General features: G+C 61.7%; 16 protein-coding genes. 11 read left to right on the forward strand and 5 right to left on the reverse strand.

The annotated features are described in order from the left end of the window. Window positions 1-494: 494 nt before the first annotated feature. Window positions 495-1,478 carry a TAXI family TRAP transporter solute-binding subunit gene (locus R2R70_RS06725; RefSeq protein ID WP_215824541.1) on the reverse strand — a complete coding sequence of 328 codons (984 nt, stop codon included), beginning with the start codon at window positions 1,476-1,478 and terminating at the stop codon, window positions 495-497. Window positions 1,479-2,013: 535 nt separating this feature from the next. Further along, complete coding sequence (gene gorA / locus R2R70_RS06730; RefSeq protein WP_043334248.1) at window positions 2,014-3,402, reverse strand: glutathione-disulfide reductase; 1,389 nt, start codon at window positions 3,400-3,402, stop codon at window positions 2,014-2,016. Between the two features lie 398 nt (window positions 3,403-3,800). Here gorA and can point away from each other — a divergent pair, with 398 nt between their 5' ends. The 10 genes from can to R2R70_RS06780 all read left to right on the forward strand — a co-directional run bounded on the left by can (window position 3,801) and on the right by R2R70_RS06780 (window position 17,249). Further along, window positions 3,801-4,454, forward strand: coding sequence for a carbonate dehydratase (can, locus tag R2R70_RS06735; RefSeq protein ID WP_043334249.1), 654 nt, complete (start codon window positions 3,801-3,803; stop codon window positions 4,452-4,454). Between the two features lie 1,017 nt (window positions 4,455-5,471). Then, window positions 5,472-7,067 (forward strand): ABC transporter substrate-binding protein, encoded by a 1,596-nt coding sequence (locus R2R70_RS06740; RefSeq protein ID WP_410977653.1) that lies wholly within the window; start codon window positions 5,472-5,474, stop codon window positions 7,065-7,067. A 325-nt stretch (window positions 7,068-7,392) separates the two neighbouring features. Beyond that, window positions 7,393-8,439, forward strand: a complete 1,047-nt coding sequence (locus tag R2R70_RS06745) for an ABC transporter permease (protein WP_054556671.1) — start codon at window positions 7,393-7,395, stop codon at window positions 8,437-8,439. Continuing rightward, a complete protein-coding gene (locus tag R2R70_RS06750) occupies window positions 8,436-9,419 on the forward strand; it encodes an ABC transporter permease (protein ID WP_052384673.1) in 984 nt (327 codons plus the stop codon). The genes R2R70_RS06745 and R2R70_RS06750 overlap by 4 nt, the downstream gene beginning before the upstream one ends. 20 nt (window positions 9,420-9,439) lie before the next feature. After that, window positions 9,440-10,492, forward strand: coding sequence for an ABC transporter ATP-binding protein (locus R2R70_RS06755; protein WP_082388765.1), 1,053 nt, complete (start codon window positions 9,440-9,442; stop codon window positions 10,490-10,492). A 50-nt stretch (window positions 10,493-10,542) separates the two neighbouring features. Further along, window positions 10,543-11,568 carry an ABC transporter ATP-binding protein gene (locus R2R70_RS06760; RefSeq protein WP_213113848.1) on the forward strand — a complete coding sequence of 342 codons (1,026 nt, stop codon included), beginning with the start codon at window positions 10,543-10,545 and terminating at the stop codon, window positions 11,566-11,568. A 355-nt stretch (window positions 11,569-11,923) separates the two neighbouring features. After that, a complete protein-coding gene (locus R2R70_RS06765; RefSeq protein WP_410977654.1) occupies window positions 11,924-12,835 on the forward strand; it encodes a LysR family transcriptional regulator in 912 nt (303 codons plus the stop codon). Between the two features lie 133 nt (window positions 12,836-12,968). Continuing rightward, window positions 12,969-14,333: a Xaa-Pro dipeptidase gene (gene pepQ, locus R2R70_RS06770; RefSeq protein WP_410977655.1), complete on the forward strand. Its 1,365-nt coding sequence runs from the start codon at window positions 12,969-12,971 to the stop codon at window positions 14,331-14,333. Between the two features lie 348 nt (window positions 14,334-14,681). Continuing rightward, on the forward strand, window positions 14,682-15,740 hold the full coding sequence (locus tag R2R70_RS06775; protein WP_043334253.1) for a hydrolase: 1,059 nt from the start codon (window positions 14,682-14,684) through the stop codon (window positions 15,738-15,740). A 339-nt stretch (window positions 15,741-16,079) separates the two neighbouring features. Beyond that, a complete protein-coding gene (locus tag R2R70_RS06780) occupies window positions 16,080-17,249 on the forward strand; it encodes a dicarboxylate/amino acid:cation symporter (protein ID WP_131432039.1) in 1,170 nt (389 codons plus the stop codon). Between the two features lie 179 nt (window positions 17,250-17,428). On the opposite strand, the gene msrA is transcribed toward R2R70_RS06780, so the two are convergent. After that, complete coding sequence (gene msrA, locus R2R70_RS06785) at window positions 17,429-18,067, reverse strand: peptide-methionine (S)-S-oxide reductase MsrA (RefSeq protein WP_410977656.1); 639 nt, start codon at window positions 18,065-18,067, stop codon at window positions 17,429-17,431. Between the two features lie 58 nt (window positions 18,068-18,125). On the opposite strand from msrA, the gene R2R70_RS06790 reads away from it, so the two are divergent. Next, window positions 18,126-18,593 (forward strand): YchJ family protein, encoded by a 468-nt coding sequence (locus R2R70_RS06790; RefSeq protein WP_410977657.1) that lies wholly within the window; start codon window positions 18,126-18,128, stop codon window positions 18,591-18,593. A 176-nt stretch (window positions 18,594-18,769) separates the two neighbouring features. Here the strand turns inward: R2R70_RS06790 and R2R70_RS06795 are convergent, their stop codons facing one another. Together R2R70_RS06795 and R2R70_RS06800 are read right to left on the reverse strand one after the other, a co-directional pair. After that, the gene (locus R2R70_RS06795; protein WP_410977658.1) at window positions 18,770-22,957 is read right to left on the reverse strand and encodes a translocation/assembly module TamB domain-containing protein; all 4,188 of its coding nucleotides are present in this window, start codon (window positions 22,955-22,957) and stop codon (window positions 18,770-18,772) included. 92 nt (window positions 22,958-23,049) lie between these two features. Continuing rightward, window positions 23,050-25,113 (reverse strand): autotransporter assembly complex protein TamA, encoded by a 2,064-nt coding sequence (locus tag R2R70_RS06800; protein WP_410977659.1) that lies wholly within the window; start codon window positions 25,111-25,113, stop codon window positions 23,050-23,052. Between the last annotated feature and the right edge of the window lie 141 nt (window positions 25,114-25,254).

The following is a 25,254-nucleotide window of genomic DNA, read 5'->3' on the forward strand; positions in this document are numbered from 1 at the left end:
TGACAGGTCACCTTCTTGCTCGACCAGAAGGCCCTGCTCAACCACATGCTTATCAAGCTGGTTACGTCTTCAGTATGTCCGGCCTGACAGATGTTTCCATTGATTCACCCGTTCAGGGCGTAAATTTCCTGAACGATTTCCTGAACGGGCAGCGAGCTAGGCTCGTGACGAGCGTGAGACCTTGCCTGGTCACGCTTGTCCATGCTGCGGCTGCCGTCACGCCACTTGCCACTCGCAGGCAAGTCTTGATTGCGCAATGACGGCGGGTGTCTCTGCTGCGCTTTCCCTGCTTGGCCTTTTCCTGGTTGGCCCTTTCCTGCTCGACCTTTTCCTGCACGACCTGAGTGGCCGCCCGGGAATGCAGACTTTCCACAAGCACGGAGACCGCAACGAGTGCGGTCTCCGGGAATTCCCTGTGCTCCCTGTGCTCGGCTCCCTGAGCACAGGGTGAGCGTTCATGCACGGCGCCTCGCAGGCGAGGCGCGCAGGGCATATCACTCGCTCAGCAGGCCAGCTTCCTTGTAGTACTGCTTGGCGCCATCGTGCAGCGGCGCCGTCAGGGAAGCATTGACCATCTCTTCCTTCTTCAGGACCTGGAACGCCGGGTGCAGGCGCTGGAACTGATCGAAGTTGTCGAACACGGCCTTGACCACTTCGTAGGCGACGCGGTCTTCGACTTCGGCACTGGAGACGATGGTGGCGCGGACACCGAAGGTGGTCACGTCGTCATCGTTGCCGCGGTACATGCCACCCGGGATGGTCGCGACGGAGAAGTAAGGCTTCTCTTCGACCAGCTTGGTGACGGCGTCGCCGGTGACATTGACGATGTTGGCGTCACAGGTGGTGGTCGCTTCCTTGATGGAACCGGACGGGTGACCCACGACGTAGACGTAACCGTCGATCTTGTTGTCACACAGTGCGGAAGACATCTCGGAGGCCTTGAGCTCGGAGGCCACGGAATACACGCTGGTGTCCTTGTCCTGCGAGGACAGCAGAGTGTCGATGGTCGAGCGCTGACCGGAACCCGGGTTGCCGATGTTCATGCGCTTGCCTTCCAGCTGGTCGAACTCGGTCACGCCGCTGTCCTTGCGAGCGACGACGGTGAACGGTTCCGGGTGCAGGGAGAACAGTGAACGCAGGTCCTTGTTCGGGCCGAAGTCTTCGAAATCGCCCTTGCCTTCATAGGCATTGTAATGCGCGTCAGACTGGGCAACGCCCATGTCCAGCTCGCCGGTACGGATGCTGTTCAGGTTGTAGCCGGAACCGCCCGTGGACTCGACGCTGCAGCGAATGCCGTGTTCGGCCTTGCCACGGTTGACCAAGCGGCAGATTGCACCACCAGCCGGATAGTAAACGCCTGTTACACCGCCGGTGCCGATGGTTACGAAGGTCTGCTCGGCGGCGCTGGCGCCTCCGGAGATCCCCATCAGGCCAAGACCTGCGGTCGCGACCGCCGCTGTCAGCGACTTCTTGATCATGGTCATGTTGAAACTCCCTTTGCTGGCTTGTTATTGGTCTTGCCGTCGTGCACCTCGATACCGGCCAGACCCTTGCTTGTATCGCGTGTGAAACAGGCCGATTTTCAGGCTTATCCACTGCCACATGGCTGATATTTCAGTAATTTGAGGTGCATAACGCTGCACTGAGACTAGCATAGCTGAAGTGCGCGAGTACCAGCTTGTCATGCTTTATGCTACGAAAGGTGTAGGTGTTGGCAGTGAACTGCGCAGACAGCGACTTGTCCCTCGCCTATCGAGGAATGCCACTTCCTCATTGCGTGCAACTTTCAGCGCGGATTCAGATAGTCGCAGCTGTTGACTGTGTAACCTGCACCGTTACTCAGTAACCATGACTCCCCTTTCGCAGTTGATTTGCGCCTGGGAGCACGCAGAAGACGCATGCAAAAACGCCCCACGGCAAGGCCGTGGGGCGTTCTGTTTTCGACGCTCTGTTTCGACGTTCAGTCTTTTCGAAGCTCAGTCATTTCGACGAGCCTTCTTTGCGACTGGCTTGTCAGGTGCGCGTGACACTGCGCATGGTGACGAACTCTTCCGCTGCCGTCGGGTGAATGCCCACGGTCAGGTCGAAGTCGGCCTTGGTCAGGCCGGCACGCACGGCGATGCCGATGCCCTGCATGATCTCACCGGCTTCATCACCGACCATGTGCACGCCGACGACCTTGTCGCTGGCGTCATCGACGATCAGCTTCATCAGGCTGCGCTCATCGCTGCCGGACAGGGTGTGCTTGAGCGGACGGAAGTCAGCGGTGTAGACGCGGATGCTGTCGAACTTCTCGCGCGCCGCTTCCTCGCTGAGGCCGACGGTACCGATGTTCGGATGACAGAATACCGCTGTCGCGATGCTGTCGTAGTCCAGACCACCCACGACGCCGTCGCCGAAGTGCGCACGTACCAGGTGCATGGCTTCTTCAAGTGCCACCGGCGTCAGTTCCGGGCCACCGATGATGTCACCCAGCGCGAGGATGGACGGGGTGGTGGTCTCGAAGCGCTCGTTGACGCGCACGGTGCCATCGACATTCAGCGCCACATCGACATTCTCGAGCCCCAGGCCTTCGATGTTCGGCTTGCGACCGGTGGCGGCGAGGATGCAATCCACTTCCAGCACCTGGCCATCGCTCAGGCGCACGCTGTAGACATCGCCCTGCTTGTCGATGGACTCGACCGTGGTGTTGAAGTGCAGGTTGACGCCCTTCTTGGCCATCTCGTCACGCGTGAACTCACGCACTTCGTTGTCGAAGCCGCGCAGGAACAGGTCACCGCGATAGCTCAGGTGCGTCTCGGCACCCAGACCATTGAAGATGCTGGCGAACTCGACGGCGATATAGCCACCACCGATGACGAAGAAGCGCTTCGGGAAGCTTTCCAGATCGAAGATGCGGTTGGAATCCAGCGCATGTTCACGACCCGGGAAGTCCGGCAGGAACGGCCAGCCACCGGTGGCAACCAGGATCTTGGCCGCGGTGTGACGCTCGCCATTGACGACGACGGTGTTGGCATCGGCGATGCTGGCACGGCCTTCGATCAGCGTGGCACCGGAATTGTTGAGCAGATTGCGATAGATGCCGTTCAGACGAGAGATCTCGGCGGTCTTGCGATCGCGCAGGGTCGCCCAGTCAAAGCGCGGGGCGTCGCCCAGATCCCAACCGAAGCCAGCGCTGTCCTTGAAGGAGTCATGATAGTGGGCAGCGTAGGAGTAGAGCTTCTTGGGCACGCAACCGACATTGACACAGGTACCGCCGAGGTAGCGGTCTTCTGCCACGGCAACGCGGGCGCCGGTCGCGGCGGCGGTCCGGGCAGCGCGAACGCCGCCGGAGCCGGCACCAATGACGAACAGGTCGAAGTCAAACTGGCCTGTCGCAGGCTGATGGGTCTGATCGGTCACGGGAATCTCCTTGATGAATTGGCCACATGGTATCAGGACTCGCGCGGCCTCGGGAGTCCCGTGTCGCTGGGCACGGTTACCCACGTATCGGCCTTCAGGTTGACCCTGTGGCCTCTGACACGGTAAATATGTCCAACAAGCATGTTAGACAAAAGTTACAACGTGCTGGCACAGGGGCTAGCACCGTCATTGGCGAAGCGCTCTGCGGGCGCGTAACATTGTTGCTCGTAACACTGTTGCTCGTAGCATTAGCGCTCTGACGTCTTGCCTGACGCTGCCGTGAATGCCTGCCTGTTGGCCTGAGCCAAGAGGCTCTGCGCCCGAGAGGCATCACGGCCAACGCCCCTGTGCGACAACCGTCCCCTGCCCCCGTCATTTGAAAAAGTGGTCTCCCTGCCATGAGCAATATCGAAAAGCTGCTTGAGCAAAACAAGGTCTGGGCTGAATCCATGACCGAGCGCGACCCTGAGTTCTTCAAGCGCCTCTCGGACCAGCAGAATCCTGATTTTCTGTGGATCGGCTGCTCGGATTCCCGCGTACCGGCCAACCAGATCATCGACCTGCCGCCCGGCGAAGTCTTCGTACATCGCAATGTCGCCAACCTGATCCACTACAACGACATGAACGCGTTGTCGGTGATCCAGTACGCTGTCGATGTCCTGAAGGTCGAGCACATCATGATTGTCGGCCATTACGGATGTGGTGGCGTGCGTGCCTCGATCACCGGCGGTGACAATGGCATGGTCGACTACTGGCTGCACACCCTGCGTGAGCTCTACAACCTGCACTATGACGAGCTCAAGGACCTGCCGCTGGATGAGCAGGTCGACCGCATGTGTGAACTCAATGTCCGCTCTCAGGTGCAGAACCTGGCCAGAACCAAGATCCTGCAGCGTGCCTGGGAGCGCGGTCAGAAGCTGGAAGTGCACGGCTGGGTCTACGGCCTGTCCGATGGTCGAGTGAACAACCTCGATTGCACCATCAGCAACCTGTCACAGGTGCCGCAGCTGTATCGTGTGGACCGCATCGAGCCTTTGCCGCAGCAGGACTGATCAGGCCGACCTGATCCAGCTGCCGGTGCTGCAGGATGCCGGTAGCAACATCAGTGCCCTCCAACGCGCCTCCCTCTCGGGAGGCGCGTCGCGTTTCAGGTCTCCCGTGCGCGATCGCGCCGAACTGGGTCTGCTTTCTGCTCTTTGTCTCCCTCCCTTTTACTGTCCCTTTTTGCAATATCCTTGCTTGCCTCCTCGGCAACCCTTCGTCGCGTCTGATCACCTAGGGTTTGGCGTCTATTGAATGGAATCAGGCCTGGCTGTCACCGGCGCTGGAAAGTCTTTCACGTGTTTTCAGCGCAGCGTTCGGGAATTTTACTGCGCAGTATCGCCCTTGCAGGCCTTCGTGGAGGACCTCTGAGGCGCAACTTTGGTCGCAGAACGCCATGCGCACCAATCAGGTGCAGAGACTGCACGCAGTGGAGAATCACCGCCTATCCTGTCGGCTTTTCTACCGCTGATGGTGTCTGTTTATCGCCAGGTGGCCTGAAGCCGGATTGGCGGTATTCAGCGTACGCAATGTCTCTCAAACAGGCCCCGTCGACTGACGGAACTGATACACACCACGGCCATGCAGCGCCCGAGAACTCCCCCAGACCTCGATCATCAATATTGCTTCAAATAGTTGATTCTATTGGAATTGACTTGTCGTGAAGGCTTGCAGCGTGAACGAGGAAGACCAGTGTCACGGCGGCTTGCCCAGCATATGGCAGGGCTGAATCGCTCCGTATTGCCCTGAGAGGAAGCGCGCGCAGCTCACGGCGTTATTGAGGTGAGAGATGGCATTGTCGTGTGACATCCGGTGTGTCGCTTCGTCGATCTCGCGCCCTGCACCAGCCTGGATGACGTTGCGTGGCCAGGAAAAGGCTATTCACCACCTGCATCCGGCTACTCAACATTTCGATTGTCCCGCGACCAAGTGACTCTCTACTGTTAGAACGCATCCCGCGTGTCTGCCTCGACAGCCGCGCAGGATCGCCACAACAACAATCAAACTACACAAGCAAAGGGATGCTCATGACCCGTCAGAATGCCCTCCAGTCTTTCTTGCCCAAGAAGACCCTGTGTGCGCTGATCGGCAGCGCGACATTGGCCATGGCGGCTCCGGCAATGGCCGAAGACGTCACCCTGCGCATGGCCTACGACGCTGACCCCGTGACCCTCGATATCCACGAACAGCTCTCCGGCGGCACCCTGCAGCTGTCGCATATGGTCTACGACCCGCTGATTCGCTGGAACAAGGACCTCGGCTTCGATGGCCGCCTGGCCAAGAGCTGGGAGCGTATCGATGACAACACCATGCGCTTCCACCTGCGCGAAGGCGTCAAGTTCCACTCCGGCAATGACTTCTCCGCCAAGGATGTGGTCTGGACCATCGAGCGCCTCAAGAAGAGTGCCGACTTCAAGGCCATCTTCGCGCCGTTCACCGACGTCAAGGCCGTCGATGACTACACTGTGGATCTGGTGACTGACAAGCCCTTCCCGCTGGTGCTGAATGCCGCCACCTACATCTTCCCGATGGACAGCGCGTTCTATTCCGGCGAGACCGAAGACGGCAAGGCCAAGGATGAGATCGCCAAGGCGGCCAACACCTTCGCCTCACGCAACGAGTCCGGCACGGGCCCCTACAAGGTCGCGGACCGTCAGCAGGGCGTGAAGATCAGTTTCGAGCGCTTCGAGGATTACTGGGATACCGAATCCCCGGGTAACGTCGATGACATCGTGCTGACGCCGATCAAGGAAAACGCCACGCGTGTCGCGGCGCTGCTTTCCGGCGACATGGACTTCATCGCGCCGGTACCGCCGACCGATCTGGAGCGCATTCGCAAGCAGGACGGCGTGCACCTGGTCGAGATGGGCGGCACCCGCATCATCACTTTCCAGATGAACCAGGAGCGTGTCGAAGCCTTCAAGGACAAGCGTGTCCGTCAGGCCGTCAACTACGCCATCAATCAGGAAGGCATCGCCCAGAAGCTGATGAAAGGCTTCGCGACCCCCGCCGCCCAGATGTCACCGGATGGCTATCAGGGCCACAATCCCGAGCTGACGCCGCGCTATGACGTGGCCAAGGCCAAGGAGCTGATGAAGGAAGCCGGATACGAGGATGGCTTCGAGATCAGCATGATGGCGCCCAACAACCGCTATGTGAACGACGCCAAGATCGCCCAGGCCGTGGCCTCGATGCTGGCCAGGATCAACATCACGGTGGATCTGAAGACCCTGCCCAAGGCCCAGTACTGGCCGGAATATGATGCGCGTGCCGCCGACATGATGATGATCGGCTGGCACTCGGACACCGAAGACAGTGCCAACTTCTTCGAATTCCTGACCTTCTGCCCGGATGCCGACAGCGGTGTCGGTCAGTACAACTCCGGCAACTACTGCAATCCGGACGTCGACAAGATGGTCACCGAGGCCAACCTGGAGACCGACACCGAGAAGCGCGCCAAGATGCTGCAGGCCGCCGAGAAAGCCGTCTACGACGATGCCGGTTTCGTGCCGCTGCACTGGCAGAACCTGGCCTGGGGCGCGCGTGATGGCGTCAACATCGAGCCGGTGCTGAACGTGATGAACTTCCCGTACCTGGGGGATCTGGTCATCGACCAGGAGTGATCCCGCCGCGTGACTGAGGGACAGGCACTGAACCGCCTTGCATCGTTCAGCGCCATGTTCCTGGCCACGCACCCCTCGCGACAGGCAAGTCAGGCAACCGGAGATAGCCTAAGCGAACTCTCTGGTTGCCCTGCTGACCTGAACGCGACGACTTACCCCCGCCTGTTCTTCCCCCTTGGTCATCGCCTCTCGGTGATGGGTTGGGGAGCCTGTGCCCGATGGCAGGCCAGCGACAGGCGGGATACCTGACACCCAGCGTGATCGGCCAGCATGGATAGGGCCGACGCGCGCGAGACCGTGATGTTCACGAGGAAGGTGGCGATCCATGATTGCCTTTCTGATCAAACGCCTGATGCACGCCGTACTGGTCATGTTCGTGATCAGCATCATCAGCTTCGCCATCCAGGACAACCTGGGCGACCCGCTGCGCGAGATGACCGGCCAGGCCGTGTCGGAAGCCCAGCGTGAAGTCATGCGCGATGAAATGGGCCTCAACGACCCCTTCATCACCCAATATCTGCGTTTTGCCGGCAATGCCCTGCAGGGCGATCTCGGCAACTCGTACTTCTACAAGCAGCCAGCGACCGAGGTGATTCTCAAGCACCTGCCCGCCACGCTGGAGCTGGTGATGGCCTCGAGCCTGATCATCATCCTGCTCTCGGCGCCCATCGGGGTGTTCGCGGCGATTCGCCCGCGCAACTGGCTGTCACGCCTGTTCATGGGCACCTCGATCATCGGCATCTCGGTGCCGGTCTTCCTGACCGCCATCGTGTTGATCCAGCTGTTCGCGATCGGCGTGACGGTGGACTGGTTCCCCAGCGACACCACCTGGGGCAGTGTCCTGAACGGCATGCTGTCCACCGATGGCGGCATGCCCTCCTACGGACGTGGTGAGCTGGTGCACGTCGCGGGCACCTGGTCGAGCGGCTTCTTCACCGCCGACGGCCTCTGGCACCTGGTGCTGCCGGCCATCTCGCTGGCCTCGATCATGCTGCCACTGTTCATTCGCCTGATTCGTGCCGAGATGATGGAAGTGCTGCAGTCGGACTACATCAAGTTCGCGCGCGCCAAGGGTATCGGCCTCAAGCGTATCTACTTCCTGCACGCACTGAAGAACACCATGCTGCCGGTGATCACCGTCGGCGGCGTGCAGATCGGCACCATGGTCGCCTACACCATCCTGACCGAGACCGTCTTCCAGTGGCCGGGCATGGGCCTGATGTTCCTCGAGGCCATCACCCGCTCCGACATCCCGCTGATCGTGGCCTACCTGATGATGGTCGGCGTGATCTTCGTGATCACCAACACTCTCGTCGATCTGATCTACGGACTGGTCAACCCCACCGTCAAGCTTGCGGGGAAACCGGCATGAGCCAATCCAACACCCAATCGAGCAACGCGCCCGTCACCCCGAAGACCAGCTCCATCGTGGTCCCCGGCCGTTGGCAGCGTTTCCGCGAGTCCTACCTGGTCTACAGCTTCAAGCGCGACTGGATGGCTCAGGCCTGTCTGCTGGTGTTCATCGCCATGGTGCTCGGGGCCTTCCTCGCGCCGTGGATCGCCCCGGCTGATCCCTATGACCTGGCCAGTATCGACATCATGAACTCGGAGCTGCCGCCGGCGTGGATGGCGGGCGGTGATCCGGCCTTCCTGCTGGGCACCGATGCCCAGGGGCGTGATCTGCTCTCCACCATTCTCTACGGCACGCGCGTGTCGCTGTTGATCGGCTTCGGCGCGGTCATCCTGCAGGCACTGCTCGGCGTGACCTTCGGGCTGCTGGCGGGCTACCTGGGTGGGCGTATCGATGCCTTCCTGATGCGCATGGCCGATATCCAGCTGTCGTTCTCGACCCTGATGGTGGCCATCGTGGTGGGCGCCATCATCAAGGCGACCTTCGGTGGCGCCGCCTTCTCGGACTACGCGCTGATCCTGTTGATCCTGATCATCGGGCTGGCGGAATGGCCGCAGTATGCGCGTACCGTCCGCGCCTCGGTGCTGGCGGAGAAGAACAAGGAATACGTCGATGCCGCGCGGGTGATGGGCTTCCGCTCCCGTCGCATCATGTTCCGTCACATCCTGCCCAACACCCTGTCGCCGATCTTCGTCATCTCCACGGTGCAGATCGCCAACGCGATCATCTCGGAGGCGGCGCTGTCCTTCCTCGGTCTCGGCATGCCGGAGACCCAGCCGTCGCTGGGGTCACTGATCAAGTCCGGCTTCGACTACCTGCAGTCAGGCAGCTGGTGGATCACGCTGATCCCCGGTGGCGTGCTGATCGTGCTGGTCCTGGTCATCAACCTGCTGGGCGACTGGCTGCGTGATGTCATGAACCCGCGTCTCTACAAGGGCTGAAGCCGAGAGGAGTCAAGACAATGGCACTACTTGAAGTCAACAACCTCGACGTCCGCTTCGCCATGCGAGGCGGTGAGGTCCGCGCCCTGCGCGACGTCAGTTTCACCCTGGAACGCGGTGAGCGCCTGGGGATCGTCGGTGAATCAGGGGCCGGCAAGTCGGTCGCGGCCTTCACCATCCTGAATCTGATCGCCAAGCCCGGCTACATCGCCGGCGGCGAGATCAAGTTCGATGGCGAGGTGCTCAACACCCTCAAGCCCAAGGCGATGCAGTCGATTCGCGGCAACCGCATCTCGATGATCTTCCAGGACCCGATGATGACGCTCAATCCGGTGCTGACCATCGGCGAGCAGATGATCGAGTGCCTGAAGGCGCACCGCCGCATCTCCCGCAAGGATGCGCGCGCCATCGCCCTGCACAAGCTCAATCAGGTCTTCATTCCCTCACCGGAAAAACGCCTGGATCAGTACCCCCATGAGCTGTCCGGCGGCATGCGTCAGCGCATCATCATCGCCATCGCGCTGCTGCTGGACCCGGACATCATCGTCGCCGATGAGCCGACCACCGCGCTGGATGTGACCATCCAGGCCGAGATCATGGAACTGTTGCTGCTGCTGTGCGAGAAGCACAACGTCGGGCTGATCCTGATCACCCACGACCTGGGGGTGGTCAGCCAGGTCACTCAGCGCACCCTGGTGATGTATGCCGGGCGCGTCATCGAACAGGGACCGACCCGCGAGATCATCAATGATGCTCAGCACCCCTACACCCAGGGGCTGATCAACGCCCTGCCCCAGATGGCCACTCCGGGCAGCCGTCTGAACCAGATTCGTGGTTCGATGCCGACCCTGACCAAGATTCCGGCCGGCTGCGCCTTCAATCCACGCTGTGATTTCGCGGCGAACATCTGCCTCGAGAAGGTGCCGGCCTTTGCCCACTCCGGCAACTGCAAGGTGGCCTGTCATATGGTCGATGCCATGGTGGCCGGCGAGCGCTGGACCCCGATCATCACCGATGCCAACGGCAATGGCGCCACTCCCACTGACAGCCACCGCACGGAGGTGAACGCATGAGCGCGGCAATTCTGAAGGACGCTCAGTCCTCCTCCCAGGCCTCCCCCCCTATGGATAGCGCCGAGCTTGGCGAAACCCTGGTGGAAATCCGTGATCTCGAGAAGCGCTTTTCGTTGTCCGGCGACTTTCTCGAGCAGCTGACCTTCGAGAAGGGACGCCTGCGTCGCAAACAGGAATATGTGCACGCCATCAATGGCGTCACGCTGGACGTCAAACGCGGTGAGGCGCTGTGCGTGGTCGGGGAATCCGGCTGTGGCAAGTCGACGGTCGCGCGCACGGTGATGGGGCTTCTCAAGCCCAGTGGTGGCGAGGTCCGTTTTGACGGCACCCGCATCGACAATATGGCCCCGCGGGACCTGCTGCCCTACCGCCGTCGCATGCAGATGATCTTCCAGAATCCCTATGCGTCGCTGAATCCGCGCATGACCATCCAGCAGACGCTGGAGGAGCCGCTGCGCTTCCATCAGCCGACGCTCAAGGATGGCGAGGTGCGCGACAAGATTGAGGAGGTGATGCGCTCGGTGGGCATCGACCCGGACTGGGGCAAGCGTTTCGCCCACGAATTCTCCGGCGGCCAGCGTCAACGTATCTCGATCGCCCGTGCGCTGGCGGTGGACCCGGAATTCATCGTCGCCGATGAGCCAATCTCGGCGCTGGACGTGTCGATCCAGGCGCAGGTGCTCAACCTGATGATGGAGGCGCAGGAGCAACGCAACCTGACGTATCTGTTCATCACCCATGACCTGGCCGTGGTCGAGCACTTCGGCACCCGCGTCGCGGTGATGTATCTGGGCACGCTGTGCGAGCTGGCGGACACCCGCTCACTGTTCGCCCGCCCGCGTCACCCCTACACCCAGGCGTTGATGTCGGCGATCCCGCGCCTGCATGATGACAAACCCAATCACATTCGCCTCGAGGGCGAGGTGCCGACGCCGGTCAATCTGCCTTCGGGCTGTGTCTTCCATGGCCGTTGTCCGCATGCCAATCAGCGTTGCCGCACGGAGATTCCGCGCCTGATCGCCACGGACACCGGTCAGGTCGCCTGCCACGCCGTGGAAGAAGGCCGCATCGACTGATGTGATGGCAGTGACGAAAGTGATGACGGCGATGTGATGGGCGCTATCGATCATTGGGTTTCCGGCCCCAAGCAAGGAAAGACCGCGCAAGGTTGCCATTGTCATCGGCAACCTTGCGTCTTGCCCTCATTGACGATTGCATCTCGCGTTTTGTGTGGGCAAGATTTCGCACAACCGTCACTGACCAACAGGTCAATTGGCGCCATTGCCCACGATGCTTGAAGAAGATTCAGCGTGGCACCGGGCCCCGATGACGCATCCATCCCCAAGATACTCTGGTGTGACACGTCCGAAGAGATGTGCGCCCGACCTCCTGACATGGCCTGTTCCCAGGCCGACGAGGCACTCCGATTACATGGAAATTCGCTGGCTCGAAGATTTCATCGTTCTGGCTCAGACCCGACATTTCTCGCGGGCAGCCGATGCACAGAATGTCTCTCAGCCCACCTTTTCCCGCCGCATCAAGTTGCTGGAAGAGGAGATGGGCACCACCTTGATCAATCGTCAGACCCTGCCGCTGTCGCTGACTCCCGCCGGAGACGAGTTTCTCCAGCTGTGCGAGCAGATTACCGAGCGCGTGCGCATCACACGCGAACGCCTGCAGGACATGGCCCAGCAGCAAGCCAGCAAGATATCGCTGGGGGCTCCGCAGTCTCTGGTGTCCCACTTCCTGCCTGATTGGCTCGATCAGCTTCAGCTGCGTGAACAGGTGCTGCCCTATCTGCGTGCCACCGGCTGGCTGGCGGCCGACTATTTCCACGGGCTGGATCGCGGCGAATGTGATCTGGCGCTGTGCTATTGGCCTCAGGCACGTGTGGACCTGGGCTTTGAGCTGGACAGTTACCAATACCTGGTGGTCGGCGAAGAAACCTTCATTCCGCTGTGCGCGCCCGGCGCGGATGGCAATCCCCGCCATCAGTTGCCGGGCACGCGGCGCAATCCACTGCCGTTCATCAGCCCGCACCCGCGCGCCGTCATCGCCACCTCGCTGATGGCGCATCTCGCTCAGGTCCCGATTCAGGCGCATCTGGTCACCATGAACGAGAATATCCAGGCGGCCAATATCAAGGCGCTGGTGTTGCAGGGCTATGGCATCGGCTGGTTGCCGCAGCGGCTGGCCGCAGAGGAAATCGCCAACGGCAAGCTGGTACGTGCCGGTGACCCGCGTTGGGACCTGAGCCTGCATATCCGCCTGTATCGCCCGCGTGTGCCGCGCCACGACAGTGTCAGTGAACTCTGGCACCAGCTGGAAGCCCATTTCTCGTGAGCCATCCGGGCAGGAGGATCGACGGCGCCGGCTCAGCGACGCTCTCCCCTTCATTCCTACATTCTCCATCACCTCACGCCATTGACGTTCACTCCTCCAGGTCAGGCGTGCCGACCGTTTGCAAGGAAACATGATGTCTGACAGCCAGCTCAACGACCCGACACTCACCCACGCCGCGGCGCACCGCGCGCATCTGGCGGCGCTGCAATCCGGCTACGAGGTTGCCATGCAGCAGCATGATCTGGACGCCATCGTGCTGCACAGTGGCAAGCCGAAGCGGCATTTCGCCGATGATCAGGATGCCAGCTTCAAGTCGCATGCCCACTTCCTGCACTGGGTGCCGATGGCGGGCCTCAGCGATAGCTGGCTGGTGATTCGTCCGGGTGAGCGCCCGATGCTTTACCTCTATGCCCCCGATGACTTCTGGCATCTGTCACCCAGTCTGCCGACACCGGACACTGCGCCTTGGGCCGAGCAGTTCGAGATCGTCCACCTGCGCAAGCCGACACTGCCACAGCGTCCCGAGGGTCGCGTGGCGCTGTTGGGCGAAATCGCAGAGCTTCAGCCGCAGGTGGTCAGTGAGCTTGAGACACTGCCCAACCCGGTCGGCCTGGTGCGCCAGCTCGACGAGGGACGCGTCTGCAAGAGCGAATTCGAGATCGCCTGTCTGCAAGAAGCCAGTCTGCGCGCCGCGCGTGGCCATCTGGCTGCCCGGCGCACCTTCATGGAAGGCGGCGCGGAGCTCGATATCCAGCTGGCCTATCTTGGCGCGTCGCGCCAACGGGAATCGGATGTGCCCTACGGCAACATCGTCGGTCTCAACGCGCATGCCGCGGTTTTGCATTACCAGCATTATGCTTTGCAGGCTCCCGCCGCCCGTCACAGCCTGCTGGTGGATGCCGGCGCCAGCGTGCACGGCTGTGCCTCTGACATCACGCGCAGCTGGGCGGGCGATGATGCGCTGCCGCTCTATCGCGCGCTGATCGAGGGCGTGGAGGCGCTGCAGAAGCGTCTGATCGCAAGGCTCGCGCCCGGGGTGGACTACGTCGACCTGCACCTCGAGATGCATCGCGAGCTGGGTGAGCTGCTGCGAGAACTGGGCGTGGTGTCCCTGCCCGCCGAGGAACAGGTCGCACAAGGCATCACGGCAGCCTTCTGCCCGCATGGCCTCGGGCACCTGCTGGGACTGCAAGTCCATGATGTGGCGGGTCGCATTCCTGATCACACCACCGGCGACATCCGTCAGCCGCCGCAAGGTCACCCGATGCTGCGCCTGACGCGTGTGCTCGAGACCGGCATGGCCATCACCATCGAACCGGGCTGCTACATCATTCCCATGCTGCTGGAGCCGCTGCGCAACGATGCACGCGGTGAGCATATCGACTGGAAGCTGGTCGAGGCGCTGGCACCGCATGGTGGTGTGCGTATCGAGGACAATCTGGTCATCACTGCAGACGGCGCCCTCAATCTGACGCGCAGCCCGGCGACTGGCCTGTAATCAGGCCTGTCACAACACTGTCTGGGTCTTTTCGCTGTGACGCTTGCCGTCACACGCCTGATTCAAGCCGCCATGGGCCCTGTGCCGATGGCGGCTTTTTGTCGCGTATCCCGGGGCGGCGTATTCGAGCACCAGGCCAATAATGTGATCCAGGGCCGAGCTATCACCGTTGGCGTCGATGCGTATGCTGCACTGCGACTAGCGATTGGCGTCGCCAAGTGAAATGATGCCAACGATATCCGTGCAGAAATTCCTGTCAGATCTTGCTGTAGGCCACCGCCATCAAGGGCATGTCCCTCACCCGACCACCAACGTCATCGCCCTGGCCTGCCACTGGAGCTACCTCACATGCCGCACTCCATCTTCACGTCAGAGTTTCGCCCTGCCCTTGGCCTGCGCAATCGCCATGTCCAGACCTTGTTGCCGCGATTTCTGCCCCGCGCGCCCCTGAGTCGTCGCACCGAGATTCTCAATCTCCCCGATGGTGACTTCGTCGAGCTCGCCTGGGTCATCAGTGACGGTCATGAAAAGCGGGAGCGTACGACGGCCCTGAGCGACGATGCGCCCCTGTTCGTGCTGTTTCATGGCCTTGAGGGTGACTTGAGCTCGCCCTACGCCCGTGAGCTGCTCAATGCAGCCGCCCGGATGGGCTGGCGACCGGTGATGATGCATTTCCGTGGCTGCGGGCAATCTCCCAACCGCCTGCCACGCGCCTATCACAGCGGAGATACCGCAGACGCCTATTGGGTGCTCGGCGAGCTGGGGCGACGCTATCCGCACGCCATCAAGGTCGCCTGTGGCGTATCGCTGGGCGCCAACATGCTGCTCAAGCTGGTGGCTGAGCAAGGCGGTGATGGTCTGGACCTGGCCGGCGCGATCGCCATCAGCGCCCCGCTGGACCTAGCGGCCAGCGCGGACGTGCTCAATCAGGGCTTCTCGCGCCTCTACCAGCGCCATCTGCTCAAGGGCTTGAAGGCCAAGGTGGCGGCGAAGCTTGCCAATGGCCCGCTACCCATCTCGATCGGAGCGCATCAGCTTACGCAGCTCAACAGTTTCTGGGCCTATGACAATGAAGTTACCGCACCCCTGCATGGCTTCACCTCGGCGAGTGATTACTACACGCGCTCCTCGGCGGGCCGTCTGCTGAGCGAGATCGAACTGCCGACGCTGATACTGCAATCACTGGATGACCCCTTCATGCCACGCGATCTGTTCGCACGCTTCCACCAACCTTCCGAGGCCGTGCGTATCGAGCTCAGTGAGCGCGGTGGGCATGTCGGCTTCGTCGAATGGCGCCGTGGGCGACTGAGCTCCTGGCTGGCTCGCCGTGTCAGTCAGCAGCTGGATGCCTGGAGCGGGCTGCCCAAGCCGCAAGCGCAGGCCGAGGTGCAGAGCGAAGCGCACTGAGCTGCCTGCATCGAACTGGCTGCATTGTTCGCCACTCAGGCGCCAACACGCTTCCCCTCTTTGGCTTTCTTGTCCTTGGCTTTCTTGTCCTTGGCTTTCCTCGCCTCTTTTCGCTTTTCCCACCCTCAGGGCTCAGGGCTTCCCACCCTCAGGTCCGGTGGGAAGCCCTGAGCCCTGACTACTACCGTATGCCCTACTGGGACAGCTAAACTTAGAGCATTAAAAATGATAACGGTATACAGGATGATGGTGTGTAGGGTGACACGGATCACTGTCACGATTCAGGGAGAATGGTAGACTGCGCGCCCATCCTACGCTCAAGACTCTACTGGCCTGATAATGAACCTGATTTTTCGCCTGGTGCTCGGCATCGTGGCTGGCATACTGCTGGGACAATGGGCTCCCGAATCCCTGATACGCGCCCTGCTGACCTTCAAGGTACTGTTCGGTGAGCTGCTGGAATACGCCATTCCGCTGATCATCCTGTTCTTCATCATGAGCGGGATCGCACGTCTCGAGCGCTCCTCGGGCCGTCTGCTGACTCTGACCATCGTGCTGGCCTATGCCTCGACGACGCTGGCAGGACTGTTGGCGGGCATCGTCGGGCTGGAAGTCGTGCCGCATATCGTGCAACAGGACCAGCTGCCGGTCAGTCATGCCATCAAGCACTTGAGCCCCTACTTCACGCTGGATATTCCGCCGCTGACCGATATCAGCACCGCCCTGGTGACGGCCTTCCTGTTCGGCATCGGCATTTCCGCCACTGAGCATGACGGCATGCGTCAGCTGGCCGACGGCGGCCGCGACATCGTCGAGCGCTTCATCGCCAAGGCGTTGATTCCTGCCCTGCCGTTCTATATCGCCGGGCTGTTCTGCGAGATGACGATCGCCGGTACGGTGGCCAATACCCTCAAGAGCTTCGGCATGATCCTGCTGCTGGCGCTGACCCTGCACTGGCTGTGGCTGAGCTTGCTCTACGTCACCAGCGGCACCAGCACCGGTCGCTCGCCCATGAAGGCGCTGGCCCACATGCTGCCCGCCTACTTCACCGCTGCCGGCACCATGTCTTCCGCGGCCACGATTCCGGTCACCGTACGCCAGATGCACCTCAATCACATCTCGCCGTCCGTGGCGAGCTTTGCGGTGCCGTTGCTGGCCACCATCCACATGTGCGGCAGTGCCATCACGCTGACCGTGTGCGCCATTGGCGTGATGCTGGTCACTCCCTCACTGGCAACGCCCGAGCTCACCACCCTGTTGCCGTTCATCGCCGCGCTGGGCGTGACCATCATTGCCGCGCCCGGCTCGCCCGGCGGGGCCGCGATGACCTCGGTGGGCGTATTGCAGAGCCTGCTGGGCTTCGATGCCGCCGCCGTCGGCCTGATGATGGCGCTCTATCTGGCGCAGGACAGCTTCGGCACCGCGTGCAACGTCACCGGCGATGGTGCTCTGGTGCAGTGGATCGATCGCTTTGCAGAAGCCGAGCAGGATCGACAGCGCTACCGCTGACACTGTGCCTCGCCGCGCCTGACCGACAGCGGTTTCTGACAAAAGCTGTTTCTGAAAGAAAAAAGCCTCATGGCGGCCGTGAACTTCGCGGCGACCATGAGGCTTTCGTGTCTCTCAGCAGCAACCTGTCACCAACAGTCTCATGACGGCATGCCCTGCCTGTCATGACTGCCGAGATGTCAACCGATGGGGCAACTGATTCCCGTGCCTTTCAGGCCGCAGTAGCCGCCCGGATTCTTGGCCAGATACTGCTGGTGATATTCCTCGGCGTAGTAGAACTCGCGCAGCGGTGCGATCTCGGTGGTGATGCGGCCGAGACCGGACTGGTCCAGTGCCTGCTGGTAGTCGGCCATGCTCTTCTCGACGATGGCGCGCTGGTCTTCGCGGGTGTAATAGATCGCGCTGCGGTACTGGTTGCCGATGTCATTGCCCTGACGCATGCCCTGGGTCGGGTCATGGGCCTCGAAGTTGGCCCGCAGGATCTCCGGCAGACCGATCACCGTCGGGTCAAAGATCACACGCACGACCTCGGTGTGGCCTGTCTTGCCGGTGCAGGTCTCTTCATAGCTCGGATTCGGCGTATGGCCGCCGGCATAACCGACCGCCGTCACCTTGACGCCTGGCAGCTGCCAGAAGAGGCGCTCGGCTCCCCAGAAGCAGCCCAGTCCCAGCACGATCTCCTCACACTCACTGTCGAACGGCGGTACAATCGAGCGGCCATTGACGTGATGAACGCCGCTGATGCGAACCGCTTCACTGCGCCCTGGCAAGCTGTCCTGCGCTGAAGGAATGGTCTGCTTATCTTCCGTTATCCACATGGCGGACTCTCTCCTGTGTCGCGTCGTGCAATCGTGTATAGGTTCAATGATGTCATCTATGCCCCCCAAGATCTGCCCCTGCCAGCCCAACAACGCTGAGGCGCGACGCTACGTCGATTGCTGTCAGCCGATTCATGCTGACATCACCCGCGCCGAACGCCCCGAGCAATTGATGCGCGCCCGCTACAGTGCCTTCTGCCTGTCGCTGAGTGACTTCCTGATCGACAGCTGGGATCCGGCCCATTGCCCGGCACGCGCCGATCTCGAAGGTGCTGGCCCGCAGTGGCTGGCATTGGAGATTCTAGACAGCGGACAAGACGCCGATACCGGCATGGTACGCTTTCATGCCACCTTCTTCGAGCAGGGAAAGTTCCAACAATTGCAGGAACTTAGCCGCTTTCATCACGATGGCCATCACTGGCGTTATGTCGACGGTGATACCGAGTGGCAGACATTGACGCCGGGGCGCAACAGCCTGTGTCCCTGTGGCAGCGGCAAGAAGATCAAGCGTTGCTGCACTGCGTGACCGTCAGCGTCGGGTGCTGACGCGCGTGCGCTTGATCTCTCGAGCATAAGCGTTGCGAGCCCTTCGAAACGAGCGCTTTGAGACAAGTTCATTGAAACGCCCCCTCCAAAACGAGACAGCCCCCACCAAACCTGTCGATGGGGGCTGAACCTGTGGCACTCAATTGGCCTGACGTGTCATCTGTCCTTGCCGACTCTGGGCGCCAGCTCGCTGCGGCCCAGCGAGAAGCTGTAGAGCAGATCCACGGCCTGCGCCGTGCCGGACACCGCTTCGGCATACAGGTTGCGGAACAGCTTGTAGCGCAGCGTCAGCTCCGCGATCGGCGAGAACAGCCCGACGCCGTAACTGAGCTTCAGGTCTGGGGCGATATAGCCGCTGACCACCACCTGGCTGTCATCCCCGCTGCCGGAGCTGTCCAGACTCAGGTCACGCACACCGAAGGTTTCCCCGATCTGGCCGACCACCTGGCCACTTTGCGCCAGTGACATGCCGATCAAGGCGGACGTGACCGCACTGTCACTGCTGGTGTCGCTGTCCAGGCCCTCACCGCGCAGCAGATAACTCAGTGCCGAGGACTCATCCATCGACGGGTCCGAGAAGATCTCGACGCTGGGTGACGAGGCAAGTCCCGTCACACGCACCCCTGCGGTCACGTCGTCCTCGGTGTTGTCAGGATCACGGATCGCCTCGATATTCAGACGCGGGCTCGAGGGCGGTCCGGCCAGCAAGACCTGTCCCTTGCTGATCTGCAGGTCCTGTCCGAAGCTCTTGTAGGTTCCGTCGACCAGATTGACCTCACCGAAGACCTGCACGCCGCCCTTGGACTGGCGCACATCGAGATCGCCTCTGAGCTTAGTCTTGAGCCCCATCGCCTCCAGGCGCGCATCCGGCCCGATATGGATGCCGATACGCACATCCAGGGCCATGCCGGCCTCATTGAGCGCCTTGGCGGTATCGCTGCCATCGGCAAGCTCGGCCGGGTTGGAGGTGTCCTCATCACTGGGACGCTCGATGATGATGGTGTCACTGGAGGGTGACACGGCAGACGGCGGCACCTGGTCCACTTCGATGCGTGTCCACGGCACCTTGACGTCCCCCCGCAGCTTGAGCAGCGTGGGACTGGCATTGATCTCGAGATCCGGCGCGACGCGCATGCGGCCGATCCCGGCGATATGCAGTTCGAGCGGATTCTTCGCGCCGTCGAGGTTCAATGACGCCGTCCAGTCCTCAAGCGTCGGCCACGCCGCCTCGCCATCGATGCCCCAGCGCGCATCATTGCCCACCAGATAGCCATCGATATCAGCACTGTTGCCATCGAAGTCGACGGTGAACTGGGCATCCGACAGCGACACCGGCAGGCCTTCGCCCTGGACCTTGACGCCGGTCAGCGCGATCGGGCCGGTCAACGATGGCAGGCTGAGATTGCCGCCGACCTCGACATCACCCGCCAGCTTGCCTTCCAGCTGAGTCATGCCCGCCACCAGCGGACGATACGGCGAGAGGTCGATGTCGCGGATGGCAAGCGAGCCGTCCAGCTGACCTGCGCCCGCCGGGTCGAGGACCGACACGGTGAGACCGATGCCGCCAGCGCTGTCGAGGCGAATCTGGGTATCGAGATCGGCCTTGTCGGGTGTGGCCTCCAGCGCCAGTTGCAGGGTGGTCTCGGGCAGTGACCAGGCATTGCCGTCGGCGTCTTCGCCGGCCAGCGTCAACTTGCCCGCCAGCTCCGCGTCAGCATTCCAGCGTTGGCCACCCTGCTTCCAGCTTGCCGTGATCTTGCCGCCCGTGGCACCGCCGATGGTCCAGCTCTCCGGCATGGCGCTCTGGGCCATGTCCAGCGGAATCCCCTCAAGAGTCACCACGGCCTGACCGTCATTGCCCGCGCTCAAGGGCTCGGCGACACAGATCTGGCCGCCCTGTTCGCGACTCAGGCAGAACGGCTGCACCAGCACGCTGCCCTTGGCGAGATTGGCATCGAAGCTCGCCGGCGTGTCGAAGTTGAAGTCCCCGAAGTCGGTATTCGCCGTCAGCGGAGACAGTGCACCACGATAATGCTCACGCGCCTTGTCGAGCCCCCCCTTGAGGGTCAGTCCCAGACGAGAAAGCGGCATCTCACCGGCCATCTCGGTATCGAACTGCAGGGTGTGATCGCTCAGGAAGCCTCCCAGCGTCAGCGCGACCGTCGCGATCTGCTGTCCGCCAGCTCTGACATCATCGGCATTCAGGGCGATATCCAGTGCCGGGTCATCAATGCCCCGCTTGCGAGCATCGACCCCGGCCGAAAGCGCCATGTCGGAGATACGGTTCTCACCGATCTGCAGGCGTCGTGCGCTGAAGTTGCTGGCCAGCTGGGGCTTGTCGAGCGTGCCCGAGGCATCGATCTTGCCCTTGAGCTCACCCGCGATATCCGGCATCAGGGTCGAGAGCGCCGGGAAATCGATGTTGGCCGCCAGAGTGATGGTCTTGGCAATCTTGCCATTGGCGCTCAGACGGTTCTGGCCCTGGCGCAGCTCCAGCGCATTGACGTCCCACTGCATGTCGGCATTGCCTGAAAGCTTGCCGGTCAGCGTGAGCGGACGCTCGAGCAAGGTGCCGTGGATATCCAGCTTGCTGACATCGACGGCCCACGGTCCTTGCTGCGGCTGTTGGAAGCTGGCCACGAGATTGCCGCTCAGCTCACCACGCACGGCTTTCTGACCGCCCCCGGTCGGGGCCGGCAGCAAGTCTTCGGGATGCAGCTTGTCGAGGGCCAGCTCGGCGGCGACCTGGATACCTTCCTGCCAGTGAATCTCGCCACGGGTGGTCGCGGAGCCACGCTTGAGCGCGATCTTGAGCGGCTGCCAGCGGTAATGCGCGAGATCGCCGTCGCCTGCCAATGACAAGGTGGCGCGCGGAATGTCACGCCCCTCGATGATGGCGTCCAGCGTGGTCGTATACCCCGACAGTGAGCCCTTGGCAACCAGCGCCAGATTCTCGACGCTATAGTCAGGCGTGAAGGAGGCAGCGGCAGCGGTGCCAGACGTGTTCTTGCCATCCTTGGCTTGAGCCGCTGTCTGAGCGTCCTTCTGCGCATCAGCGGAGGTATCAACAGAGGCGTCAGTGACGGCAGCAAAGGGCCAGGTGATCCGCTCGGAGCTCAGGCGTGCCTCAAAGGGCAGATCGCTGTCCAGTACATCCGCGCTGGCCACAAGCTCAGCGGCCAGCGGACCTTCGGCCTTGAGAGAGGCCTCAAGATCCGCCAGCGAGCCTTCCAGAGATAGGCGCAGCTTTTCATGACGCACGGGATCAATCCGGGTCTCGGCATTGAGCGTGGCGCTCAGGGGATACTCATCCTTCAAGGTGACCTGCGCCACGAGATCGGCGTTCACATCACGGGAATCGACCTCGAGATGCGAGAGCGTGATGTCATGCCCTTCCGCCTTGAGCGCCAGCGACAGGCGGCTGACCTCATACGGGCTTGGCCCCTCAAGCGCAAAGTCTTCAATGGCGAGATCGGGAACCTCGATGGTCAGCGGAATATAGACTTCCGGCAAGGCGATGCGCCCGGCCTGTGCTGTCTGATCCGTGGTTTCAGCGGCAGTCTTGCCAGACACTTCTGCGGCGTCATCCGTGATGGACTTGTTCGAGATGGTCTTATTCGAGATAGCCTTGGCGGCGCTCTCGGCTTGAGACGCCACGACTTGAGCATTGACCACTGCACTTGCCGCTTGCTGAGCCTCAGGCGTGATGCTCACTCCCTCGAGACTGACGGCATCTGACGCCGTTTGAGCCGCGGCGGCATCGGCCGGAATGAAACGACTGGTGATCAGGCGTGTCTCGCCCAGCGTCAGCGTACTCACTGACAGCGCAGCCGAGGTATGGAAATGATCAAAGGTGACGCGACTGCCATCCGCCAGCGCCAGGGCGAAGTCATCAATGGCGACCTTGCGCACCTCGATGGGAATCGGCACCACGATGGGCACGTTGAGGCTCTCACCGCTCTCCGCTTCCGGCTCAGTGCTGGCACCGCTTTCGCTCAGGGTGATCGCGAGACCACTGGACTCCAGCGACTCGAGACACAGCTTGCCCTTGAGCAGACAGTCCTCGCCCCAGGCCAGCGACAGGGAATCGGCATTGACGGCCAGCCCCGGCAGATCCAGCGAGACGTCCTTGAGCGACAGTGCTTCCAGCGGTGAGCCGGAGGCCTGGGAATAATCGATGAAGCCACGCGAGCGCGCCTGATCGAGCACCAGCCCGGTGCCCCACGGGGACAGCACGCCCCCGACCAGCAGCATCGTCAGCCCGATCAGGAACACGAGCAGCCATATCAGCAACCGGATGACCAGGCCGCCCCGACGTACATAGGGATTAGACAATTCCAACATCTCCATATCTTTTTTATCAGCTCACCCGCTCAGCTGATGGTCCTTTGCTGGCGCTTGATCCGCACGACACTCGTTTTAGAGACGCGGCCCGCTCAGAATTCCGGCCCGATCGAGAAGTGAATACGGTAATCGTTGTCATCGTCATCGAAGGGATGGGCGATATCGAGACGAATCGGCCCCACCGGCGAGATCCAGCGAATCCCCATGCCGGCCGCCGTCTTGAGCTCGAGTGCGTCCCAGCCATTGAAGGCGTTACCGGCGTCGTAGAAGGTCGCGCCCCACCAGTCACCCGTCAGACGGTAATCGTATTCCAGGCTGCTGGTGAGCAACGAGCTACCGCCTTCGAGATCGCCGTCATCATCTTCCGGGGCGAGTGTCTCGTAGGAATAGCCACGCACACTGTTGTCGCCCCCGGTGAAGAAGCGCATCGAAGGTGGCATGTCATCAAAGTTGTCGGTATCGACGTGGCCGACGCCCATGCGCGCCACGAAACGATGGTTGTCGCCGATGGAGCGTATCCAGTTGGTGTTGAACTGAGAGCGCAGGAAGGTCACGTCCGAACCCCACATCTGATCGCCGTACTCGAAGGTCAGCTGTTGGCGGTCGCCCCACATCGGGAAGGTCTTGGGGCGTGTGCGTGTGCGGTTCCAGCTCACACCGGGATACAGCAGCAGCACGGCCCCGGATTCGTCCGCCTGGGTGTAGTCCTCATAGGTGGAACCGAAGAACACGCGCTGGGTCCAGCCATTGTCGAACTTCCACTCGCGGGTGAAGCGCACGGTGGTCTCGAGACTCTCGGTATCTTCATCATCGGTGTTCGACATCCCGTACTCGAGGACATAGCTATCCTTGAGCGGGTCTTCGAGCGGCATGCGGTATTCGCCCTCGAAGGTCTGCTCCGGCGAGGACAGGAACAGGCTATTGGTCAGACTATGGCCATAGCGATTGACCCACGGCATCTCCCAGCTGAACTGCAGGCGTGGCCCGACATCCGTCGCGTAGCCGATACCGGTCTCGAACTTGTGACGGTCTGCGGGTATCAGGCTGATATCCACAGGAATGATGGGACCGTTGGCCGTCTTGACCGCGGCCTCCAGCGCATCGCCAGTCAGCACCGGCGTGTCGTTGTCAGAGGCTACGGTAGAGCCAGCGCCATCACCCTCCACGGCGGCCTGCGCGGCGAGTGCCGTCGAGTCCGAGGGGGGCGAGGCGTCAGCGCGGCGATTCTCCCCCGTCTGCTCTACCTCAGAACCCTCGATTTCAGCCCTTTCGACATCGGCAAGCCATGAGCCGTCATACCCCTGGACCTCGGCGTAGGGGGTCTTGATCTCGCTGTCGGGACTTGGAGTCTTGAGTTCGGCGCCCGGATTGAGCTGTGGCTTGATCGCGGCCGAGCGGAACCAACCGGCCTCACTCAGCCGCTGGTTGAACTGGGTCAACTTGCCGGCTTCGTAATAATCACCAGTCTCGAACGGCTGCATGGCCTTGACGCGATCCAGCTCTATCTGACTGTTGAGGTAGGTGATATCGCCGAAGCGGTAGCGCTGACCGCTCTGCATGACCAGATAGATGCGTGCTGAGTGCAGCCAGGGGCGTACCTCGATGCGCTGCTGGGAGAAGGCGGTGTCGAAATAGCCGCGCTCGAGACTGAGTGACGTCAGAGTCGACTTGAGGCTGTCATAGCGAGAGTGACGCAGCACATCGCCTTCCTCGAGGTCGGCGTCGGCCAGTACCTTCTTCATGACCTTGTCGCGCGCGGCGTCGCCTTCGAGTCGCAGCTCCAGCGTCTCGATGGTGACCGGCTCACCGGCATCCACCGTCACGACTACATCATCGCCACCCAGCAGCCCCTTCTCGGGATAGCTGAGCGTGATCTGGGCATCGTAGTAACCGAAGGCCTGCAGCGCTTCCTGGGTGCGCCGGATGATCTCATCCTCATAACGCTCGGCCGGCGCATCGCCCTCAAGCGTCATCCCGGCCAGGAAGTTGACCACATTGGTGGCCGTCGCGCCCTTGACGCCCTTGACGGCGGCATCGATCGCCAGCGCCTGCGGTGCGAAGCACAGGCCGCCACACACGATCAGCGGCGTCAGATAGCGATGCGGCAAACCGCGCGTCCCGGTCGCTCGAGCAGACTCTTTGTTGTCGCCACTCATGATTCGTCCTTTGTTGAGTGCTGGTGGAAAGCACTGTCCATCGTTCCCATTCATCATGTCGTGCGGCGCTCGGTCATCACGGGGCGTGTCACATGGCCCGCCAGAGTGGCGGACCACGCCATATCTCATTGCTTATATCCC

Origin of the sequence: Cobetia sp. SIMBA_158, from assembly GCF_046566945.1 — a bacterium.
Classification (GTDB): domain Bacteria; phylum Pseudomonadota; class Gammaproteobacteria; order Pseudomonadales; family Halomonadaceae; genus Cobetia; species Cobetia amphilecti.

Coding starts and splice junctions, on each gene's coding strand:
- R2R70_RS06750 (WP_052384673.1), top strand. CDS start 8,436: ATGAGCCAATCCAACACCCAATCGAGCAACGCGCCCGTCACCCCGAAG.
- pepQ (WP_410977655.1), top strand. CDS start 12,969: ATGTCTGACAGCCAGCTCAACGACCCGACACTCACCCACGCCGCGGCG.
- R2R70_RS06725 (WP_215824541.1), bottom strand. CDS start 1,478: ATGATCAAGAAGTCGCTGACAGCGGCGGTCGCGACCGCAGGTCTTGGC.
- R2R70_RS06800 (WP_410977659.1), bottom strand. CDS start 25,113: ATGAGTGGCGACAACAAAGAGTCTGCTCGAGCGACCGGGACGCGCGGT.
- R2R70_RS06790 (WP_410977657.1), top strand. CDS start 18,126: ATGCCCCCCAAGATCTGCCCCTGCCAGCCCAACAACGCTGAGGCGCGA.
- R2R70_RS06765 (WP_410977654.1), top strand. CDS start 11,924: ATGGAAATTCGCTGGCTCGAAGATTTCATCGTTCTGGCTCAGACCCGA.
- R2R70_RS06780 (WP_131432039.1), top strand. CDS start 16,080: ATGAACCTGATTTTTCGCCTGGTGCTCGGCATCGTGGCTGGCATACTG.
- R2R70_RS06755 (WP_082388765.1), top strand. CDS start 9,440: ATGGCACTACTTGAAGTCAACAACCTCGACGTCCGCTTCGCCATGCGA.
- R2R70_RS06740 (WP_410977653.1), top strand. CDS start 5,472: ATGACCCGTCAGAATGCCCTCCAGTCTTTCTTGCCCAAGAAGACCCTG.
- msrA (WP_410977656.1), bottom strand. CDS start 18,067: ATGTGGATAACGGAAGATAAGCAGACCATTCCTTCAGCGCAGGACAGC.
- R2R70_RS06775 (WP_043334253.1), top strand. CDS start 14,682: ATGCCGCACTCCATCTTCACGTCAGAGTTTCGCCCTGCCCTTGGCCTG.
- R2R70_RS06760 (WP_213113848.1), top strand. CDS start 10,543: ATGGATAGCGCCGAGCTTGGCGAAACCCTGGTGGAAATCCGTGATCTC.
- R2R70_RS06795 (WP_410977658.1), bottom strand. CDS start 22,957: ATGTTGGAATTGTCTAATCCCTATGTACGTCGGGGCGGCCTGGTCATC.
- can (WP_043334249.1), top strand. CDS start 3,801: ATGAGCAATATCGAAAAGCTGCTTGAGCAAAACAAGGTCTGGGCTGAA.
- R2R70_RS06745 (WP_054556671.1), top strand. CDS start 7,393: ATGATTGCCTTTCTGATCAAACGCCTGATGCACGCCGTACTGGTCATG.